Origin of the sequence: Microbacterium atlanticum (assembly GCF_015277815.1) — a bacterium.
GTDB classification, from domain to species: Bacteria; Actinomycetota; Actinomycetes; order Actinomycetales; family Microbacteriaceae; genus Microbacterium; species Microbacterium atlanticum.
In genome coordinates this window covers 1,778,740-1,795,246 of record NZ_CP063813.1, presented here as the reverse complement: position 1 = coordinate 1,795,246, position 16,507 = coordinate 1,778,740, and the positions used below count along the sequence as shown (strand labels likewise).

At 70.0% G+C, this 16,507-nt stretch carries 16 protein-coding genes; 3 read left to right on the top strand and 13 right to left on the bottom strand.

Annotated elements, in window-relative coordinates; genetic code table 11:
* The first annotated feature begins 80 nt into the window (after nt 1-80).
* Nucleotides 81-644, top strand: coding sequence for a type IV toxin-antitoxin system AbiEi family antitoxin (locus IR212_RS08070; protein WP_194398384.1), 564 nt, complete (start codon nt 81-83; stop codon nt 642-644).
* On the opposite strand, the gene IR212_RS08065 is transcribed toward IR212_RS08070, so the two are convergent.
* From IR212_RS08065 to pdxS, 11 genes are all read right to left on the bottom strand, one after another.
* Nucleotides 614-2,863: a RelA/SpoT family protein gene (locus IR212_RS08065; protein WP_194398383.1), complete on the bottom strand. Its 2,250-nt coding sequence runs from the start codon at nt 2,861-2,863 to the stop codon at nt 614-616. The two genes, IR212_RS08070 and IR212_RS08065, sit on opposite strands and share 31 nt — an antisense overlap.
* 54 nt (nt 2,864-2,917) lie before the next feature.
* The gene (secF, locus tag IR212_RS08060; protein ID WP_194398382.1) at nt 2,918-3,910 is read right to left on the bottom strand and encodes a protein translocase subunit SecF; all 993 of its coding nucleotides are present in this window, start codon (nt 3,908-3,910) and stop codon (nt 2,918-2,920) included.
* Nucleotides 3,910-5,631: a protein translocase subunit SecD gene (secD, locus tag IR212_RS08055; RefSeq protein WP_194398381.1), complete on the bottom strand. Its 1,722-nt coding sequence runs from the start codon at nt 5,629-5,631 to the stop codon at nt 3,910-3,912. The genes secF and secD overlap by 1 nt, the downstream gene beginning before the upstream one ends.
* Before the next feature lie 42 nt (nt 5,632-5,673).
* Complete coding sequence (locus IR212_RS08050) at nt 5,674-6,132, bottom strand: preprotein translocase subunit YajC (RefSeq protein ID WP_194398380.1); 459 nt, start codon at nt 6,130-6,132, stop codon at nt 5,674-5,676.
* Between the two features lie 83 nt (nt 6,133-6,215).
* Complete coding sequence (gene ruvB / locus IR212_RS08045) at nt 6,216-7,244, bottom strand: Holliday junction branch migration DNA helicase RuvB (RefSeq protein ID WP_194398379.1); 1,029 nt, start codon at nt 7,242-7,244, stop codon at nt 6,216-6,218.
* Nucleotides 7,237-7,863: a Holliday junction branch migration protein RuvA gene (gene ruvA, locus IR212_RS08040; RefSeq protein WP_194398378.1), complete on the bottom strand. Its 627-nt coding sequence runs from the start codon at nt 7,861-7,863 to the stop codon at nt 7,237-7,239. The genes ruvB and ruvA overlap by 8 nt, the downstream gene beginning before the upstream one ends.
* Nucleotides 7,864-7,924: 61 nt before the next feature.
* Nucleotides 7,925-8,497 (bottom strand): crossover junction endodeoxyribonuclease RuvC, encoded by a 573-nt coding sequence (ruvC, locus tag IR212_RS08035; protein ID WP_228479543.1) that lies wholly within the window; start codon nt 8,495-8,497, stop codon nt 7,925-7,927.
* A gap of 70 nt (nt 8,498-8,567) precedes the next feature.
* Entirely contained in the window at nt 8,568-9,329 is a 762-nt protein-coding gene (locus tag IR212_RS08030) for a YebC/PmpR family DNA-binding transcriptional regulator (protein WP_194398377.1), read from the bottom strand.
* Nucleotides 9,330-9,486: 157 nt separating this feature from the next.
* Nucleotides 9,487-10,008 carry a hypothetical protein gene (locus IR212_RS08025; protein ID WP_194398376.1) on the bottom strand — a complete coding sequence of 174 codons (522 nt, stop codon included), beginning with the start codon at nt 10,006-10,008 and terminating at the stop codon, nt 9,487-9,489.
* Nucleotides 10,009-10,044: 36 nt separating this feature from the next.
* The gene (gene pdxT / locus IR212_RS08020) at nt 10,045-10,650 is read right to left on the bottom strand and encodes a pyridoxal 5'-phosphate synthase glutaminase subunit PdxT (protein WP_194398590.1); all 606 of its coding nucleotides are present in this window, start codon (nt 10,648-10,650) and stop codon (nt 10,045-10,047) included.
* Nucleotides 10,644-11,549 carry a pyridoxal 5'-phosphate synthase lyase subunit PdxS gene (gene pdxS, locus IR212_RS08015; protein ID WP_228479542.1) on the bottom strand — a complete coding sequence of 302 codons (906 nt, stop codon included), beginning with the start codon at nt 11,547-11,549 and terminating at the stop codon, nt 10,644-10,646. Before pdxS ends, pdxT begins: the two co-directional genes overlap by 7 nt.
* Nucleotides 11,550-11,663: 114 nt before the next feature.
* Between pdxS and IR212_RS08010 the strand changes: the two genes are divergently transcribed.
* Nucleotides 11,664-13,007 carry an aminotransferase class I/II-fold pyridoxal phosphate-dependent enzyme gene (locus tag IR212_RS08010; RefSeq protein WP_194398374.1) on the top strand — a complete coding sequence of 448 codons (1,344 nt, stop codon included), beginning with the start codon at nt 11,664-11,666 and terminating at the stop codon, nt 13,005-13,007.
* 7 nt (nt 13,008-13,014) lie between these two features.
* Nucleotides 13,015-13,866 carry a pyridoxal kinase PdxY gene (gene pdxY, locus IR212_RS08005; RefSeq protein ID WP_194398373.1) on the top strand — a complete coding sequence of 284 codons (852 nt, stop codon included), beginning with the start codon at nt 13,015-13,017 and terminating at the stop codon, nt 13,864-13,866.
* Between the two features lie 21 nt (nt 13,867-13,887).
* On the opposite strand, the gene IR212_RS08000 is transcribed toward pdxY, so the two are convergent.
* Together IR212_RS08000 and thrS are read right to left on the bottom strand one after the other, a co-directional pair.
* Nucleotides 13,888-14,469, bottom strand: coding sequence for an HIT family protein (locus IR212_RS08000; RefSeq protein ID WP_194398372.1), 582 nt, complete (start codon nt 14,467-14,469; stop codon nt 13,888-13,890).
* Entirely contained in the window at nt 14,466-16,481 is a 2,016-nt protein-coding gene (gene thrS, locus IR212_RS07995) for a threonine--tRNA ligase (protein ID WP_228479541.1), read from the bottom strand. The genes IR212_RS08000 and thrS overlap by 4 nt, the downstream gene beginning before the upstream one ends.
* Nucleotides 16,482-16,507: the final 26 nt, after the last annotated feature.

Genomic DNA, 16,507 nt, shown 5'->3' with positions numbered 1-16,507 from the left:
GCGCCGCACGCCGGCCCGATTGTCCACAGCGACGCCACCGCGCGCCGCGCCGCCAGAGCGAGCTGCGGCACACTTCCCTCATGGGATCGCCGTTCCTCTACTTCACCGATGACCGCCTGTCGCGGGCGGAGCTCACGGCCGCGTGCCTCGACGGCGACCTCGTGGCGCTCGGCGAGGCCTACATCCCGGCGGACGCGATCGAGACCGCGGCTCTGCGAGCCGGCTCGCTGAGTCCGATGCTCGGCGACAGGCTCGCCGCCACCCACCTCACCGCCGCGTGGATCCACGGCGCCCTCCCGACGCCGCCCGTTCGGCACACGGTCCAGCGCGCGGTGGCGCGGCGGCTCCACCTGGTCACCGATCGACGGCTGGTGTACCGCGACCTCGCCGTCACGCCGGACGACCTCCAGCGCGTCGGAGGCGTCTTCGTGACGACACCCGAGCGTACGCTGGCCGACCTCGCCCGGATCGGCGACGAGCAGCACGAGGAGGCGGCGCGGCTGCTGGCCGAGGCCGTCCCGGGACTCGTCGCCGCCGCCGTCGGCCGCCTCCAGGCCGGCTCGCTGCCCTACAAGCGGGCGGCGCTGGCGGTTCTCCAGCGGATCGCGGCGGCTCAGGAGGACGTGACGCGATACACGTCGTAGACCGCGTCGATGCGTCTCACCGCGTTCAGCACACGGTCGAGATGGACGATGTCTCCCATCTCGAACACGAATCGGCTGAGGGCCAGCCGGTCGTTCGACGTCGAGACCGTCGCCGACAGGATGTTGACGTGGTGCTCGCTGAGGACGCGGGTGACGTCGCTGAGGAGTCCCGAGCGGTCCAGCGCTTCGACCTGGATCTGCACCAGGAAGACGCTCTTGGTCGTCGGCGCCCACTCGACGTCGATCAGACGCTCCGGGTCCTCCATCAGCGACTTGACGTTCGTGCAGTCCGCGCGGTGCACCGAGACTCCGCTCCCCCGCGTCACGAAGCCGACGACCTCGTCGCCGGGCACCGGGGTGCAGCATTTCGCGAGCTTCACCAGGATGTCAGGTGCTCCTCGGACGAGGATGCCGGAGTCGCCGTCGCGGGGCGCGCGGGCGCGGCCCACCACGGGGAGGTCGATCGGGCCGGTGGTGGTGTCGTTGGCCGCGACGAGCGCAGTGACCTTCTCGATCACGGACTGCGTCGAGACGTGGCCTTCGCCGACGGCCGCGTACAGGGCCGAAACGTCCTCGTAGCGCAGCTGATGGGCGACCTCGGCGAACGAGTCCTGGCTCATCAGACGCTGCAGCGGCAGGTTCTGGCGGCGCATCGCACGCGCGATCGATTCCTTGCCCTGCTCGATCGCCTCCTCGCGGCGCTCCTTGGTGAACCAGCCCCGGATCTTGTTGCGCGCACGCGTGCTCTTGACGAAGCCCAGCCAGTCCTGGCTCGGCCCGGCGTCGGGATTCTTCGAGGTGAAGACCTCGACGACGTCGCCGCTCTTCAGCTGCGACTCCAGCGGCATGAGGCGCCCGTTCACCTTCGCGCCCATGGTCCGATGGCCGACCTCGGTGTGGACCGCGTAGGCGAAGTCGACCGGGGTCGCGCCGGCCGGGAGGCCGATCACGCGGCCCTTCGGCGTGAAGACGTAGACCTCCTTGGCGCCGATCTCGAAGCGCAGCGAGTCGAGGAACTCCCCCGGGTCGGCGGTCTCGGCCTGCCAGTCCGAGATGTGCGCGAGCCAGGCCATGTCGGTGTCGACGGACTTGGCGTCCGTCTTGCCGCCGTTCATCTGCTCCTTGTACTTCCAGTGCGCCGCGACGCCGTACTCCGCCTGCTGATGCATCTCGTGCGTGCGGATCTGGATCTCGACGGTGCGGCCGCCCGGACCGATGACCGTGGTGTGCAGCGACTGGTAGAGGTTGAACTTCGGCGTCGCGATGTAGTCCTTGAAGCGGCCGGACAGCGGCGTCCAGCGGGCGTGGATCGCCCCGAGGACGGCGTAGCAGTCGCGCACGCTCCCGACGAGGACGCGGATGCCGATGAGGTCGTAGATGTCGTCGAACTCGCGACCGCGCACGACCATCTTCTGGTACACCGAGTACAGCTGCTTCGGCCGGCCCATCACACGGCCCCGGATCCGCAGCTCGCGGAGGTCGCTGTCGACGGCCGCGATGACGTTCTGCACGTACTGCTCGCGCTGCGGGGTGCGCTGCTTGACCAGGCTGTCGATCTCGGCGTACAGCTTCGGGTGCAGCACCGCGAACGACAGGTCCTCGAGCTCCGACTTGATCGCCTGGATGCCGAGTCGATGCGCGAGGGGTGCGTAGATCTCGAGCGTCTCGGTGGCCTTCTTGCGGGCCTTCTCGGGCGGGACGAAGCCCCACGTGCGGGCGTTGTGCAGCCGGTCGGCGAGCTTGATGAGCAGGACGCGGATGTCGCGGGACATCGCGACGATCATCTTGCGGACCGTCTCGGCCTGGGCGCTCTCGCCGTACTTGACCTTGTCGAGCTTGGTGACCCCGTCGACGAGCATGGCGACCTCGTCGCCGAACTCGCTGGTGAGCATGTCGAGGGAGTACTCGGTGTCCTCGACCGTGTCGTGGAGAAGGGCGGCGGCGATCGCGCGGGGACCGAGACCGAGGTCGGCGAGGATCTGCGCCACGGCGAGCGGGTGCGTGATGTACGGCTCGCCGCTCTGCCGCGCCTGACCGGAGTGCGCCGCCTCGGCGACGGAGTATGCGCGCTCGACGATCGACAGATCGCCCTTCGGGTGGTGCGTGCGGACCGTCCGAAGGAGCTGCTCGACGTCGTCGCGCCGAGCCGACCGGGAGAAGATCCGCGGCACCAGTCGCCGCAGCGACGAGGACTGGGCGGGGGGAACGGTCTCGGTCATACGAAACCCTCCCCTCCGCCGGACCTCACAATCCTACGCCCGCGTGTCGCGCGCTCAGGCCGGGATGCCGGCCAGCTCGCGCGCCGCGATCACGCGCGCATCGCGGGCCTTGATCGCCGGCTCGTTCTCGCGCAGCAGCGAGTACAGCGGGGCGGCGACGAAGATGGTCGAGTACGCCGCCACGATCGTGCCCACGAAGATCGACAGCGAGAGATCGGTGAGTGTCTGCGCGCCGACCCAGATCAGACCGATGAACAGGATCGCGCCGGTCGGCAGGATCGCCACGACGGTGGTGTTGATCGAGCGCACGAGCGTCTGGTTCACGGCGAGGTTGACCGACTCGCCGAACGTGCGACCGGACACCTCGCCGTCCTCACTCGTGTTCTCCCTGATCTTGTCGAACACGACAGTGGTGTCATAGAGCGCATACGAGAGGATCGTCAGGAAGCCGATCACCGCGGCGGGAGAGATCTCGAACCCGAAGAGGGCGTAGATCCCGATGGTGATGATCAGCACATCGACGAGGCCGATGATCGCCGACACCGACATCTTCCAGGTGCGGAAGTACAGCGCCAGGATGATGAAGGTCAGCGCGAGGAAGATCGCCAGGCCCCACAGCGACTGGCGGGTCACGTCGGCGCCCCAGCTCGGGCCGATGAAGGCGTAGCTCACCTCGCTGGCCGGGACGCCGTAGGCCTCGGCCAGGGCGTCGGAGACCTCGCGGCTCTCGGCATCCGTCATCTGGTCCGTCTGGACGCGCACCGCGTCCTCGCCGATCGTGACGACCTTCGTCGTCGCGTCGGGAACCACCGAGAGCACCGCGTCCGTGGCGAGCGACTGGTCGACCGGCGACTGCACTCCGTTGACGGTGAACTGCGAGCCGCCGGTGAACTCGATGGAGAACTGGATCGGCCGGAACAGGGGAACGAGCGCCGACCCGAGCACGAGGAGCGCGGCGATGAGGAACCACAGGTTCCGGCGGCCGACGAAGGGGAAGGACGTCTTGCCCGTGTAGAGGTCGTTGCCGAACTGGCTCATGGAGCGCATCAGTCGTCTCCCTCCTTGACGGTCGTGCCCGGCCTGCTGTCGGCTGCGGCGAGCTCCGCCTGCTTGCGCTCGGCGATGGTCTGGCGTCGTGCCGCTTCCCCGCGCGCCTTCACGGTGCGGCGGCCGGCCGCGCCTGCGGCCGGCACCGGCTCGCGGAACTGGGCGCGGCCGCGGTACACCGCGCCGAGGGCGGTCGGGTCCAGGCCGGACAGCGGATGCCCCGACCCGAAGAACCGCGTGCGTGCCAGCAGCTGCAGCACCGGGTGGGTGAACAGGATGAAGATCAGCACGTCGATGGCCGTCGTGAGACCGAGGGTGAAGGCGAAGCCCTTCACCGTCGAGTCCGCGAGGATGTACAGCACCACGGCGGCCAGGATGTTGATCGACTTCGAGATGTAGATCGTGCGCTTCGCGCGACCCCAGCCGTCCTCGACGGCCGCGGTGATCGACTTGCCGTCTCGCAGCTCGTCGCGGATGCGCTCGAAGTACACGATGAACGAGTCGGCCGTGAAGCCGATCGTCACGATGAGGCCGGCGACACCGGCGAGCGAGAGGCGGAAGCCCATGCGCCACGCGAGGATGCACAGCGTGATGTAGGTGAGCACCGCCATCACCGCGAGCGACGCGATGATGATGAAACCGAGCGCGCGGTACACGATGAGCGAGTACAGCGCGACCAGCGCGAGACCGATGAGACCGGCGATGAGGCCGATCTGCAGCTGCTGCGAGCCGAGCGTCGCCGAGATCGAGTTGGAGCTCTCGACCGTGAAGCTCAGCGGCAGCGCGCCGTACTTGAGCTGGTCGGCGAGCACCTTGGCGGTCTCCTGCGTGAAGCTGCCGGTGATGCTCGGCTTGCCGTCGGTGATCACGCCGTTCATGGAGGGGGCCGACAGCACGTAGCCGTCCAGCACGAAGGCGAACTGGTTCAGCGGCGGCTCCGCGCCGTACAGGCGCTGGCTGATCTCGCCGAACGTCCCGGTGCCCTCGCCGTCGAACTGAAGGTTGACCGCCCAGAGTCCGTTCTGCTGCTGCAGGCCGAACGTCGCATCGTCGATCGACGAGCCGTCCAGCTCGACCGGCCCGAGGATGTACTTGACGGTCCGGTCGGCATCACACGTGATGAGCGGCTCGTCGGCGGGAGCGGAGGCCGGGTCGTTGGCGGGGTCGGAGCAGTCGTATGCGAGGAACTCCGCCTGCAGCGCGGGCGTGATCCACGCCGTGTCGCTGCCGTTGGTCGGCGACGTCGTCGGGGTCGCCTGCAGCGAGGGGTCGGGTGTGGGGTACGGCGTGGCGTTGCCGTCCTCGCCGACGAACTCGGTGGCGGGGTCGCCCGCGAACAGCACCGCGCGCAGCTGCAGCTGCGCGGAGGCCTCGATCCGGTTGCGCGTCTCCTCGTCGGCCTGACCGGGGATCTGCACGACGATCTGGTTGCCCGCCTGCGTCGTCACCTCGGCCTCGCCGACGCCCGAGGCGTCGACGCGCTGGCGGATGATCGTGACCGCCTGCTCCATCTGCTCGGCCGACGGGTCGGCCCCGTCCTCGGTCTGGGCCTCGAGGACGATCTGCGTGCCGCCCTGCAGGTCCAGCGCCAGGGCGGGGGTCCACGAGCTCTGTCCGAACACGTACACGCCGAGGGCGTTGATTCCGAACAGGAGGGCCGTGATGGCGAGGAGGCCGGTCAGCGCGCGCCACGCATGCCGGACGGGAGTGGATGTCGCCACGTGTCTGCTTTCTTGGATGCCCGAACGGGCGGAGGAGGGGCGTCAGCCCTGCGACTTGGTGCCGGACTCGGTGTCGGGGTCGGCCTTGGTGTTGCCGGCGGCGGCCTGGTCGTCGCTGATCGAGCTGATGTCACCGTTCGCGACGCCCTCGGCGTACTCGGCGTGGCTCTCTTCGGCGGCGAGGTACTCGTCCTCGGAGACGGCGCCGACGGTGGGGTTCACGATGCGCAGGATCGCCTGGCTGTGAACCTTGATCTGCACGCCGGGCGCCAGCTCCACGATGGCCGGCTGGTCGAGGTTGTCGGCGTCGTAGGAGACGATCGTGCCGTACAGGCCTCCCTGCAGCAGCACCTCTGCGCCGGGGACGGTCTGACGGGCCTTCTCCTCCTGCTCGAGCTTCTGCTTCTGCATCCGCCGGCGCGAGCTCCAGAACATGAAGACGAGGAGTCCGGCCAGCAGGATGATGAGGCCGTAATTGCTCAGGAACGAAGCGAGATCCATGGAGGCGAGAGCACCTTTCGGTTCAGGCGTGCGCCGACGGCGGCACTGCCTTGCAGGAGGGGTTCGGCGAAAGCCTCCAGCGATTATAGGTCATCGAGTCGCAGCGCCGAGTCGAGGAGCGGCACGCCGAGGTGGGCGTAGGCCTCCGGCATCGCGATGCGCCCGCGGGGGGTGCGGCCCATGAACCCGATCCGAACCAGGTACGGCTCGACGACGGACTCGATCGTGTCGGGCTCCTCGCCCACGGCGACCGAGAGGGTGCCGAGCCCCACCGGCCCGCCGCGGAAGCGCCGCACGAGCGCGTCCAGGACGGCGCGGTCGAGGCGGTCCAGCCCGATGGCGTCGACGTCGTAGAGGTCCAGCGCCGCGTCCACGGTGGCGATGTCGGCGCCCCGGCGGTTGCCGTGCACGACGAGGTAGTCGCGCACCCGGCGGAGCAGACGGTTGGCGATGCGCGGCGTCCCCCGTGAGCGGCGCGCGATCTCGGCGCGCGCGGCGGGCGGCAGCGAGACGCCCAGCATCGCGGCCGACCGTTCGATGACGCGCTCGAGCTCTTCGGGCTCGTAGTACTCCAGGTGCGCGGTGAAGCCGAAGCGGTCGCGAAGGGGATTGGGCAGCAGGCCCGACCGCGTCGTGGCGCCGACCAGCGTGAACGGGGCCAGGTCCAGGGGGATGCTCGTCGCGCCGGCGCCCTTGCCGACCATGATGTCGATGCGGAAGTCCTCCATCGCGAGGTACAGCATCTCCTCCGCTGAGCGCGCCATGCGATGCACCTCGTCGATGAAGAGCACCTCACCGGGCGTCAGGCTCGACAGCAGCGCCGCGAGATCGCCGGCGTGCTGGATCGCGGGACCGCTGGACAGTCGCAGCGGTCGCTCGCTCTCGTGCGCGACGATCATGGCCAGCGTCGTCTTGCCGAGCCCAGGGGGTCCGGAGAGCAGGATGTGGTCGGCGGGTCGCTGCTGGATGCGGGCCGCGTCCAGCAGCAGCTGCATCTGGCCGCGGACCTTCTGCTGCCCGACGAACTCGGCGAGCGAACCGGGGCGAAGCGCGCCTTCGATCGCGAGCTCGGCCTCGTCGACGTGCTGACTGGTCTCGCGCACCTCAGCCACCGACCGGCTCCTTCCGTGCCGGGCCGAGGCTCGACAGCGTCAGGCGCAGCAGCGCGGGCACAGACGAGCGATCGCGGTCGGTCGCGTCGGCGGCGACCGTGTCGACGGCTTCTGCCGCCACCCGCTCCGACCAGCCGAGGCCCACGAGCGCCTGCACCACCTGCGCCGGGATCGCAGCCGGCAGCGTGCCGGCCCCTGCGGTGGGACCCCCGGGCCGCGACACCGCGATCTTCCCGGCCAGCTGCACCACGATGAGCTTCGCGGTCTTCGGGCCGATCCCCGACACGCGCCGGAACGGTGCATCATCGTCGGCGGCGACGGCGTCCGCGATCTGTGGGACGGACAGGGTCGACAGCACGCCCAGGGCCGACTTGGGCCCGACGCCGGTGACCCCGAGCAGCAGGGCGAAGACGCCGAGCTCCTCACGGGACTGGAACCCGAAGAGCGACAGGGCATCCTCGCGGACGATGAGGCTGGTGTGAAGGGTGATGGCGTCGCCGACGTGTGTCATGCGCGCGACCTGCGGGGTGACGGCGACGTGCAGCCCGACTCCCCCGACCTCGACGACGACCGCATCCGCATCGACGTGCACGGCGGTGCCGCGAACTGAGGAGATCATGCTCCGAGCCTACGGCGCGGTTCGGACGTTTGTTCGAGCGACACGCGCGCCGGCGTCGGCGTCATCGCCGCGCGAGCCGCTCGGCATCGGCCCACGCGCGCTGCGCCGGCGTCAGTGGGCCGGAGGACCCGCTCCCCGCGGGGGCGCCGCGCCACGCATGGCACAGCGCCAGCGCCAGGGCGTCGGCGGCGTCGGCGGGTTTGGGCAGCTCCTCCAGTCGCAGCACGCGCGCCACCATGGTCTGCACCTGCCGCTTGTCGGCGTTGCCGTAGCCGGTGATGGCGGCCTTGACCTCCGACGGCGTGTGGGTCGCCGCGGGAAGACCCCGTTCGCCCGCGACGAGGAGCGCGATGCCACTCGCCTGTGCGGTGCCCATGACCGTCTGGCGATTGTGCTGCGCGAAGACGCGCTCGACCGCGACGACGTCGGGGGCGTGCGCGTCCAGCACCGTCCGCAGGCCCGTCGCGATCAGCGCCAGCCTCTCCTCGATCGGCGCGTTGGGATCGGAGCGCACCACGCCGACATGCACGAGGCTCGCAGACCGGTCGGGCAGCACGTCGACCACGCCCACGCCGCAGCGGGTGAGGCCCGGATCGATTCCGAGCACGCGCAGAGGGCCGCGGGAGGATGGCACTCCCCCACGCTAGGCGAGGACGACGGATGCCTCCCCCAGGCGCGCTGGGAGAGGCATCCGTGATCGCTCGTCAGTCCTCGTCGTCCTCGAGCTCGGCCTGGACCTCGGGCGTCAGGTCGAAATTGCTGTAGACGTTCTGCACGTCGTCGCTGTCCTCGAGGGCGTCGATGAGGCGGAACACCTTGCGCGCCGTGTCGGCGTCGACCTCGACCTTGAGATTGGGGACGAACTCGACGTCGGCGGACTCGTAGTCGATGCCCGCCTCCTGCAGCGCGGTGCGGACCGTCACGAGGTCGGACGCCTCGGTGATGACCTCGAAGCCCTGCGCGTGCGGCTCGACCTCTTCCGCGCCCGCCTCCAGCACGGCCATCATGACGTCGTCCTCGCTCGTCGTCTCGCCGCCGACGACGATGACGCCCTTCCGCGTGAAGTTGTAGGCCACGCTCCCGGGGTCGGCCAGCGTTCCGCCGTTGCGGCTGAGGGCGGTGCGCACCTCGGCGGCGGCGCGGTTCTTGTTGTCGGTGAGGCACTCGATCATCAGGGCGACGCCCGACGGTCCGTAGCCCTCGTACATGATCGACGAGTACTCGACCGATTCGCCGCCGATGCCGGCGCCGCGCTTGATGGCGCGGTCGATGTTGTCCTTCGGGACCGACGTCTTCTTCGCCTTCAGCACGGCGTCGAACAGCGTCGGGTTGCCCGCGAGGTCGGGCCCGCCCAGCTTCGCGGCGACCTCGATGTTCTTGATGAGCTTGGCCCACGACTTCGCACGGCGCGCGTCGATGACCGCCTTCTTGTGCTTGGTCGTCGCCCACTTGGAATGCCCGGACATGGTCCTCCTGAATCACGCTGGTCGGCGGTTCGCACCAGCCTGCGCCGTGCGGCGCGGCGCCCGCCTGACGGACAATTGTATTCCCCGCGCGCCGGCGCTTCGCCGTCGCGGGCGCCGCTGCGGTGGCTGCGCCGACTCCGGCTCGGCGCTCGGGGTGTCAGAGGGCGAACTCGAACCCGAACCGCGACGACAGCAGCGCCACGAGGTCCCGCGGCATCTTCGTCAAGTAGGCCGGAGCGGGCGCGAGCGTCTGCGCCGACCCGATGAACGGGAAGTACACCGGTCCCGGGGTCACCTGCTCGACGCGATCGCGGACCGCGACGATCTCGGCTCCGACACGACGGAGCTGAGCGAGGGTGATGGGCGACGCCAGGCGGAGGGTGTCGCTGATGGGCATGCGCCAGTGGCGCAGCTCCGCGCCCCGGCGGGCCCGGGTCTCCTCGCCGAGGGGACCGAGCACCCGCCCCCACGCGGCGATGCCCGGAGCGGGCCCGGTGCGGTCCCACACGAAGAGCGTGTCACCGGGCTCGGTGAATGCGACGAGCTCGTGCGACCACTCGAACCGACGGCCCACTCGCGCCTTCGGGGCCGACAGGGCGTCGCCGACGACGCCGCGGGAGGGGGCGATCATCCAGTAGCGCTCTTCCGGGTGCTCGCGCCACCAGGGGTCGATCGTCATGGGTGCGAATGTACCTCGCGGTGCGGCATCCGACGGTCAGCGGGCCCGATCCCGGACCATGTCGAGGAACAGCGCGTGGAAGCGATGCTCTCCGGTCACCTCCGGGTGGAACGAGGTGCCGAGGAGGGCTCCCTGCCGGACGGCCACGATCCGGCCGTCGGCCAGTGCGGCCAGGCGCTCCACCCCCTCGCCGGCCTCCTCGACCAGCGGCGCGCGGATGAACACCGCGTGCACGTCGGGGCCCTCGAGGACGGGGACGTCGAGGTCCACCTCGAACGAGTCGACCTGACTGCCGAATGCGTTCCGGCGAACCGTGACGTCCAGGCCGCCGAACGTCTGCTGGCCGGCGATGCCGTCGGTGATCCTGTCCGCGAGGAGGATCAGGCCGGCGCAGGTGCCGTACACCGGCATGCCGCCGGCGATCGCATCACGCACGGGCCCCTGCATCCCGAAGGCTCGCGCGAGCTTGTCGATCACGCTGGACTCCCCGCCCGGGAGGACGAGACCGTCCACGCCGGCGAGCTCATCGGGCCGGCGCACGGTCGACGCCTCGGCGCCGAGGTCCGTGAGCACGCGGACGTGCTCACGGACGTCCCCCTGCAGCGCGAGGACGCCGACGCGCGGTCGGGCCGTCGTCACCAGCCGCGCTCGGCGAGCCGGTGCGGAGCGGCGAGGTCGGCGACGTTGATCCCCACCATCGCCTCGCCGAGTCCGCGCGACACGTCGGCGATCACCTTGGCGTCGTCGTAGAAGGTCGTCGCCTTCACGATCGCCGCCGCCCGTTCAGCGGGGTTGCCCGACTTGAAGATGCCCGAGCCGACGAACACGCCGTCGGCACCGAGCTGCATCATCATCGCCGCGTCGGCCGGTGTAGCCACGCCGCCGGCGACGAAGAGCACCACCGGGAGCTTGCCGGTCTCGGCGATCTCGGCGACGAGCTCGTAGGGGGCCTGGAGCTCCTTGGCCGCGACGTACAGCTCGTCCTTGGTCATCGAACGCAGGACGTTGATCTCGGAGCTGATCTTGCGGATGTGCTTGGTCGCCTCGGAGACGTCGCCGGTGCCGGCTTCGCCCTTGGAGCGGATCATGGCCGCGCCCTCGTTGATACGGCGCAGCGCCTCGCCGAGGTTGGTGGCGCCGCACACGAACGGGACGGTGAACTTCCACTTGTCGATGTGGTTCACGTAGTCCGCGGGCGAGAGCACCTCGGACTCGTCGATGTAGTCGACGCCGAGCTCCTGGAGCACCTGCGCCTCGACGAAGTGGCCGATGCGGGCCTTGGCCATCACCGGGATCGAGACCGACGCGATGATGTCGTCGATGAGGTCGGGGTCGCTCATGCGCGCGACGCCCCCCTGTGCGCGGATGTCGGCCGGCACGCGCTCCAGGGCCATGACCGCCACGGCGCCGGCGTCCTCGGCGATCTTGGCCTGCTCCGCCGTGACGACGTCCATGATGACGCCGCCCTTGAGCATCTCGGCGAGTCCGCGCTTGACGCGGTCGGTTCCCGTGTCGGCAGTGGTCACGAGGGTTCCCTTCATACGGCGCGGAGCGCGCTACGGTGAGACTGGTCCGGGTATTGGCCTAGGCCAAAAGATAGCATGTGCTGGGCTCTAGACTCGACGGGAGCCGGAACGATGACGGAGGAGGCGGGCATGGAGCTCGACATCCGGGGCAGATCGGCGTCGGAGATCGCCGACAGCCTGCGCTCCCTCATCGAGCGCGGCGACCTGCGACCGGGCGAGACGCTCCCGCCCGTCCGCGCGCTCGCCGACGGGCTGGGCGTCAATCGCAACACCGTGGTGGCCGCCTATCGCCAGCTCGCGCAGGCGGGGGTCGTCGTCTCGCGCGGACGAGGCGGCACCCGCGTGGCCGATCTCGCGCCGGTCGCCCAGGAGGGCTTCGCGGCGGGCAGCGTGCTGCGCGACGTCGGGACGGGCAACCCCGACCCCGACCTCATCCCGGATCCGTCCGCCGCCCTGGCCGCGATGGCGGGGCGTCCCGTGCTCTACGGCGAACCGGTGATCGATCCCGCCTTGGAGGACTGGGCGCGCGAGTGGATGCGGACGGGGCTCGCTCCCGCCGAACAGATGCGGCTCACGATCACGAGCGGCGCCGCGGACGCCGTCGAGCGGCTGCTTGCGCAGGCGCTCACCCGCGACGACGCGGTGGCACTCGAGGACCCCTGCTTCCTCACCAGCATCCACACCGTCCGCATCGGCGGCTACCGCGCCGTTCCGGTGCCGGTCGACGACGAGGGCATGACGGTGGAGGGACTGCGAGCGGCGCTGGACCAGGGCGTCCGGGCCGTCGTCCACACCCCGCGCGCGCAGAACCCCACGGGCGCGAGCCTCTCCCCGCAGCGCGCGGCGGAGCTGCGCGCGGTCCTGCGTGATCATCCGTACGTGCTGGTCATCGAGGACGACCACTTCTCCATGCTGTCCCGGCAGCCGTTCCACTCGGTCATCGCGGCGGATCATCGGCGGTGGGCGCTGGTGAGGTCGGTGTCGAAGTTCCTCGGGCCGGACATGTGCCTGGCGGTGACGGCATCCGATCCCGAGACGGCCGAGCGGCTCGCCATGCGCCTCACCCCCGGCACCACCTGGGTGAGCCACCTGCTCCAGCGGCTGACGCTCGCGCTGGTGACGGATGCCGCCACCCTGGCGGCGATCGAGCGCGCCGGCGCCCACTACGCGACCCGCAACGCGGCGTTCGTCTCGCGGCTGGCGACGGCGGGCGTGCCCGCGCAGGCCGGGGACGGACTGAATCTGTGGATCCCGCTGCCCGTGCCGGCGCGGGCGGTGTCGGAGCAGCTCATGCGGCGGGGCTGGCTCGCCCGCCCCGGCGACGAGTTCGTGCTCGGCGACGCCCGCGGGTCCCATCGTCTGCGCCTCACGGTGCACGACCTCGACGACGCCGATGCCGACCGCCTCGCCGCGGACGTCGCGGCCGCGGTGCGGGCTGCCGGGGGGCGGCTCGTGATGCGGGAAGTGGCATGATCGAGCGGTGAAGATCCTCTCGATCCAGTCCGCGGTCGCCTACGGCCACGTCGGCAACTCCGCCGCCGTCTTCCCGCTGCAGCGCATCGGCGTCGAGGTGCTGCCGGTCTACACGGTGAACTTCTCCAACCACACCGGGTACGGCGCGTGGCGCGGCCCCCTCATCAGCCCCGACGACGTGCGAGACGTCATCACCGGCATCGAGGAGCGCGGCGCGTTCCCCCAGATCGACGTCGTGCTGTCGGGGTACCAGGGCGGTGAGGGGATCGCCGATGTGATCCTCGATGCCGTCGCGCGCGTCAAGCGGGCCAACCCCGACGCCGTGTACGCCTGCGACCCGGTGATGGGCAACGCCGCATCGGGCTGCTTCGTCGCGCCCGCCATCCCCGTGCTGCTGCGCGAGCGCGTGGTGCCGGCGGCCGACATCATCACCCCCAACCAGTTCGAGCTCGGCTTCCTGACCGGCACCGAGCCGACCGACCTCGAGTCGACCCTCGCCTCGGCCGACGCCGCGCGCGCGATGGGGCCGAGCACGGTGCTCGTCACGAGCGTCGCCCGCCCGGAGCGCCCCGACGGCACCATCGAGATGCTCGCCGTCACCGACGACGGGGCCTGGATCGTGCAGACACCGCACATCCCGATGAAGGCGAACGGCTCCGGCGACGTCACGGCCGCGCTCTTCACCGCGCACTACCGCCGCACCGGCGACGCGGCCGATGCGCTGGCTCGCACGACCTCGAGCGTCTACGACCTGCTGGAGCGCACGCACGCCTCAGGAGAGCGCGAACTGCAGCTCGTCGAGTCGCAGGAGGCCTATGCCGACCCGCGCCTCCAGTTCGAGGTCACCCGCGTGCGCTGACCTCGGAGCGGCATCCGATCCTCAGGCGTTCCAGGCGTCGAAGACGACCCGGCGCACGTCGCCGAGCAGCTGGGGCAGCGCCTTCGTCTTGGCGATGATCGGGAAGAAGTTGGCGTCCGAGCCCCAGCGCGGCACGATGTGCTGGTGGAGGTGCTCGTCCACCCCCGCTCCCGCCACATGTCCCTGATTCATGCCGATGTTGAAGCCGTCGCACCGTGAGACCTGGCGCAGCACCCGCATACCCTGCTGGGTCAGCAGGCCGATCTCGGCGACCTCCGCTTCGGTCGCCTGGTCGTACGTCGCGATGTGCCGGTACGGGCAGATCAGCAGGTGGCCGGAGTTGTACGGGAACAGGTTCAGCAGCGCGTATGCCGTCCGTCCGCGGAACACGATGAGCCCGTCCTCGTCGGACTTGCGCGAGGCCTCGCAGAACGGGCACTCCTTGCGGAGCACCTCGGGACCTGCCTGGATGTACGCCATCCGGTGCGGCGTCCACAGCCGCTGGAACTGGTCGGGCACCCCGGGGAGCCTCGCCGCGTCGACGAGCGCCGGGTCTGCATCCGTCCCGGGGACGCCCGACCCGGTCCCGTCGACGGGGGTCAAGAGAAGTCCTCCGCGGTGTTCACGAGCGCGTGGGACGCGATCGCCTCACGCACGCGACGCACGGCGTCCGCGATCGGCACGCCGTTCTCCTGCGACCCGTCGCGGAAGCGGAACGAGACCGTACCGGCCGACCGGTCCTGCGCCCCCGCGATGAGCTGCAGCGGCACCTTCTGGGTGGTGTGGGTGCGGATCTTCTTCTGCATGCGGTCATCCGAGACGTCCAGCTCGGCGCGCACACCCTCGCTCCTCAGCTGGGCGACCACCTCGCCGAGGTAGTCGGCGAAGTCCTCGGCGACGGGGATGCCCACCACCTGCACGGGGGCCAGCCACACCGGGAACGCGCCGGCGTAGTGCTCGAGCAGGATCGCGAAGAACCGCTCGATCGAGCCGAACAGCGCGCGGTGGATCATGATCGGCCGCTTCTTCTGGCCGTCGCGATCGGTGTACTCGAGCTCGAACCGCTCGGGCAGGTTCGGATCGACCTGGACCGTGGAAAGCTGCCACGTGCGCCCGATCGCGTCGCGCGTCTTCAGGTCGATCTTCGGGCCGTAGAACGCCGCCTCGCCCGGCACCTCGGTGAGCTTCAGACCGCTGGCGACGGCGACGTTGCGCAGCGCGTTCGTGGAGTAGTCCCAGAACTCGTCCGAGCCGATCCACTTGTCCTTCTCGTCGTCGCGCATCGACAGCTCGAGCTCGAAGTCGTCCAGACCGAAGTCGCGCAGCATCGAGATCACGAACTCGAGCACGCGGCTCGTCTCCTCCTCGAGCTGCTCAGGCGTCACGAACAGGTGCGAGTCGTCCTGCGTGAACCCTCGCACGCGCGTGAGCCCGTGCAGCGCGCCGGAGAGCTCGTTGCGATACACGGTGCCGTTCTCGGCGAGCCGCATGGGGAGATCGCGGTAGCTGCGGGCACGCTCCTTGAAGATCAGGATGTGCATCGGGCAGTTCATCGGCTTGAGGTAGTAGTCCTGGCCGTGCTTGATGATCTCGCCCTGCGCGTCGCGCTCCTCGTCCAGGTGGATGGGAGGGAACATCCCCTCCTTGTAGGTCACGAGGTGATTGGACTGCAGGAAGAGGTCCTGCTTGGAGATGTGCGGGGTGTAGACGTAGGTGTAGCCGCCCTCGATGTGGCGGCGTCGGGCGTGCTGCTCCATCTCGCCCCGCACGACACCGCCGCGCGGATGCCACACCGACAGCCCCGAGCCGATCTCGTCCGGGAACGAGAACAGGTCGAGCTCCTTGCCCAGCTTGCGGTGGTCGCGCTTGGCCGCCTCCTCGAGGCGTGTCTGGTAGGCGCGCAGCTCGTCCTTGGTGGGCCACGCGGTGCCGTAGATGCGCTGCAGCTGCGGATTCTTCTCGCTGCCGCGCCAGTACGCGCCGGCGATGCGCTGGAGCGCCCAGCCGTTCCCGATCATCCGGGTGTTCGGAAGGTGCGGTCCGCGGCACAGGTCCTTCCACACGGTCTGGCCGTCGCGGTCCACGTTGTCGTAGATCGTCAGCTCACCGGTGCCGACCTCGACGGACGCGCCCTCGGTCTTCGCGATGTCCGTCGTCGAGCCCCGCGAGGCGCCGCCCTTCAGGCCGATGAGCTCGAGCTTGAACGGCTCGTCCACCAGCTCCACCCGGGCCTCGTCGTCGGTCACGACCCGGCGCACGAAGCGCTGGCCCTCGCGGACGATCCGCTGCATCTCCTTGTCGATGGCCTTGATGTCGTCGGGCGTGAACGGATGCTCCACCCCGAAGTCGTAGTAGAAGCCGTCGGTCACCGGCGGGCCGATGCCGAGGTTCGCCTGCGGGTTGATGCGCTGGACGGCCTGCGCGAGGACGTGCGCCGTGGAGTGACGCAGGATCGCGAGACCGTCAGGGCTGTCGATGGTCACCGGCTCGACGGCATCCGGCTCCTCCACCACCGTCGCGAGGTCCTTGAGCTCGCCGTTGACGCGCAGGGCGACAACAGAGCGATCGGGGAAGAGGGCGAAGCCGTCGGCGGGATAGGACACAGCGTCAGTCACGGAAACTCTCCTGGGAATGGCTCGGA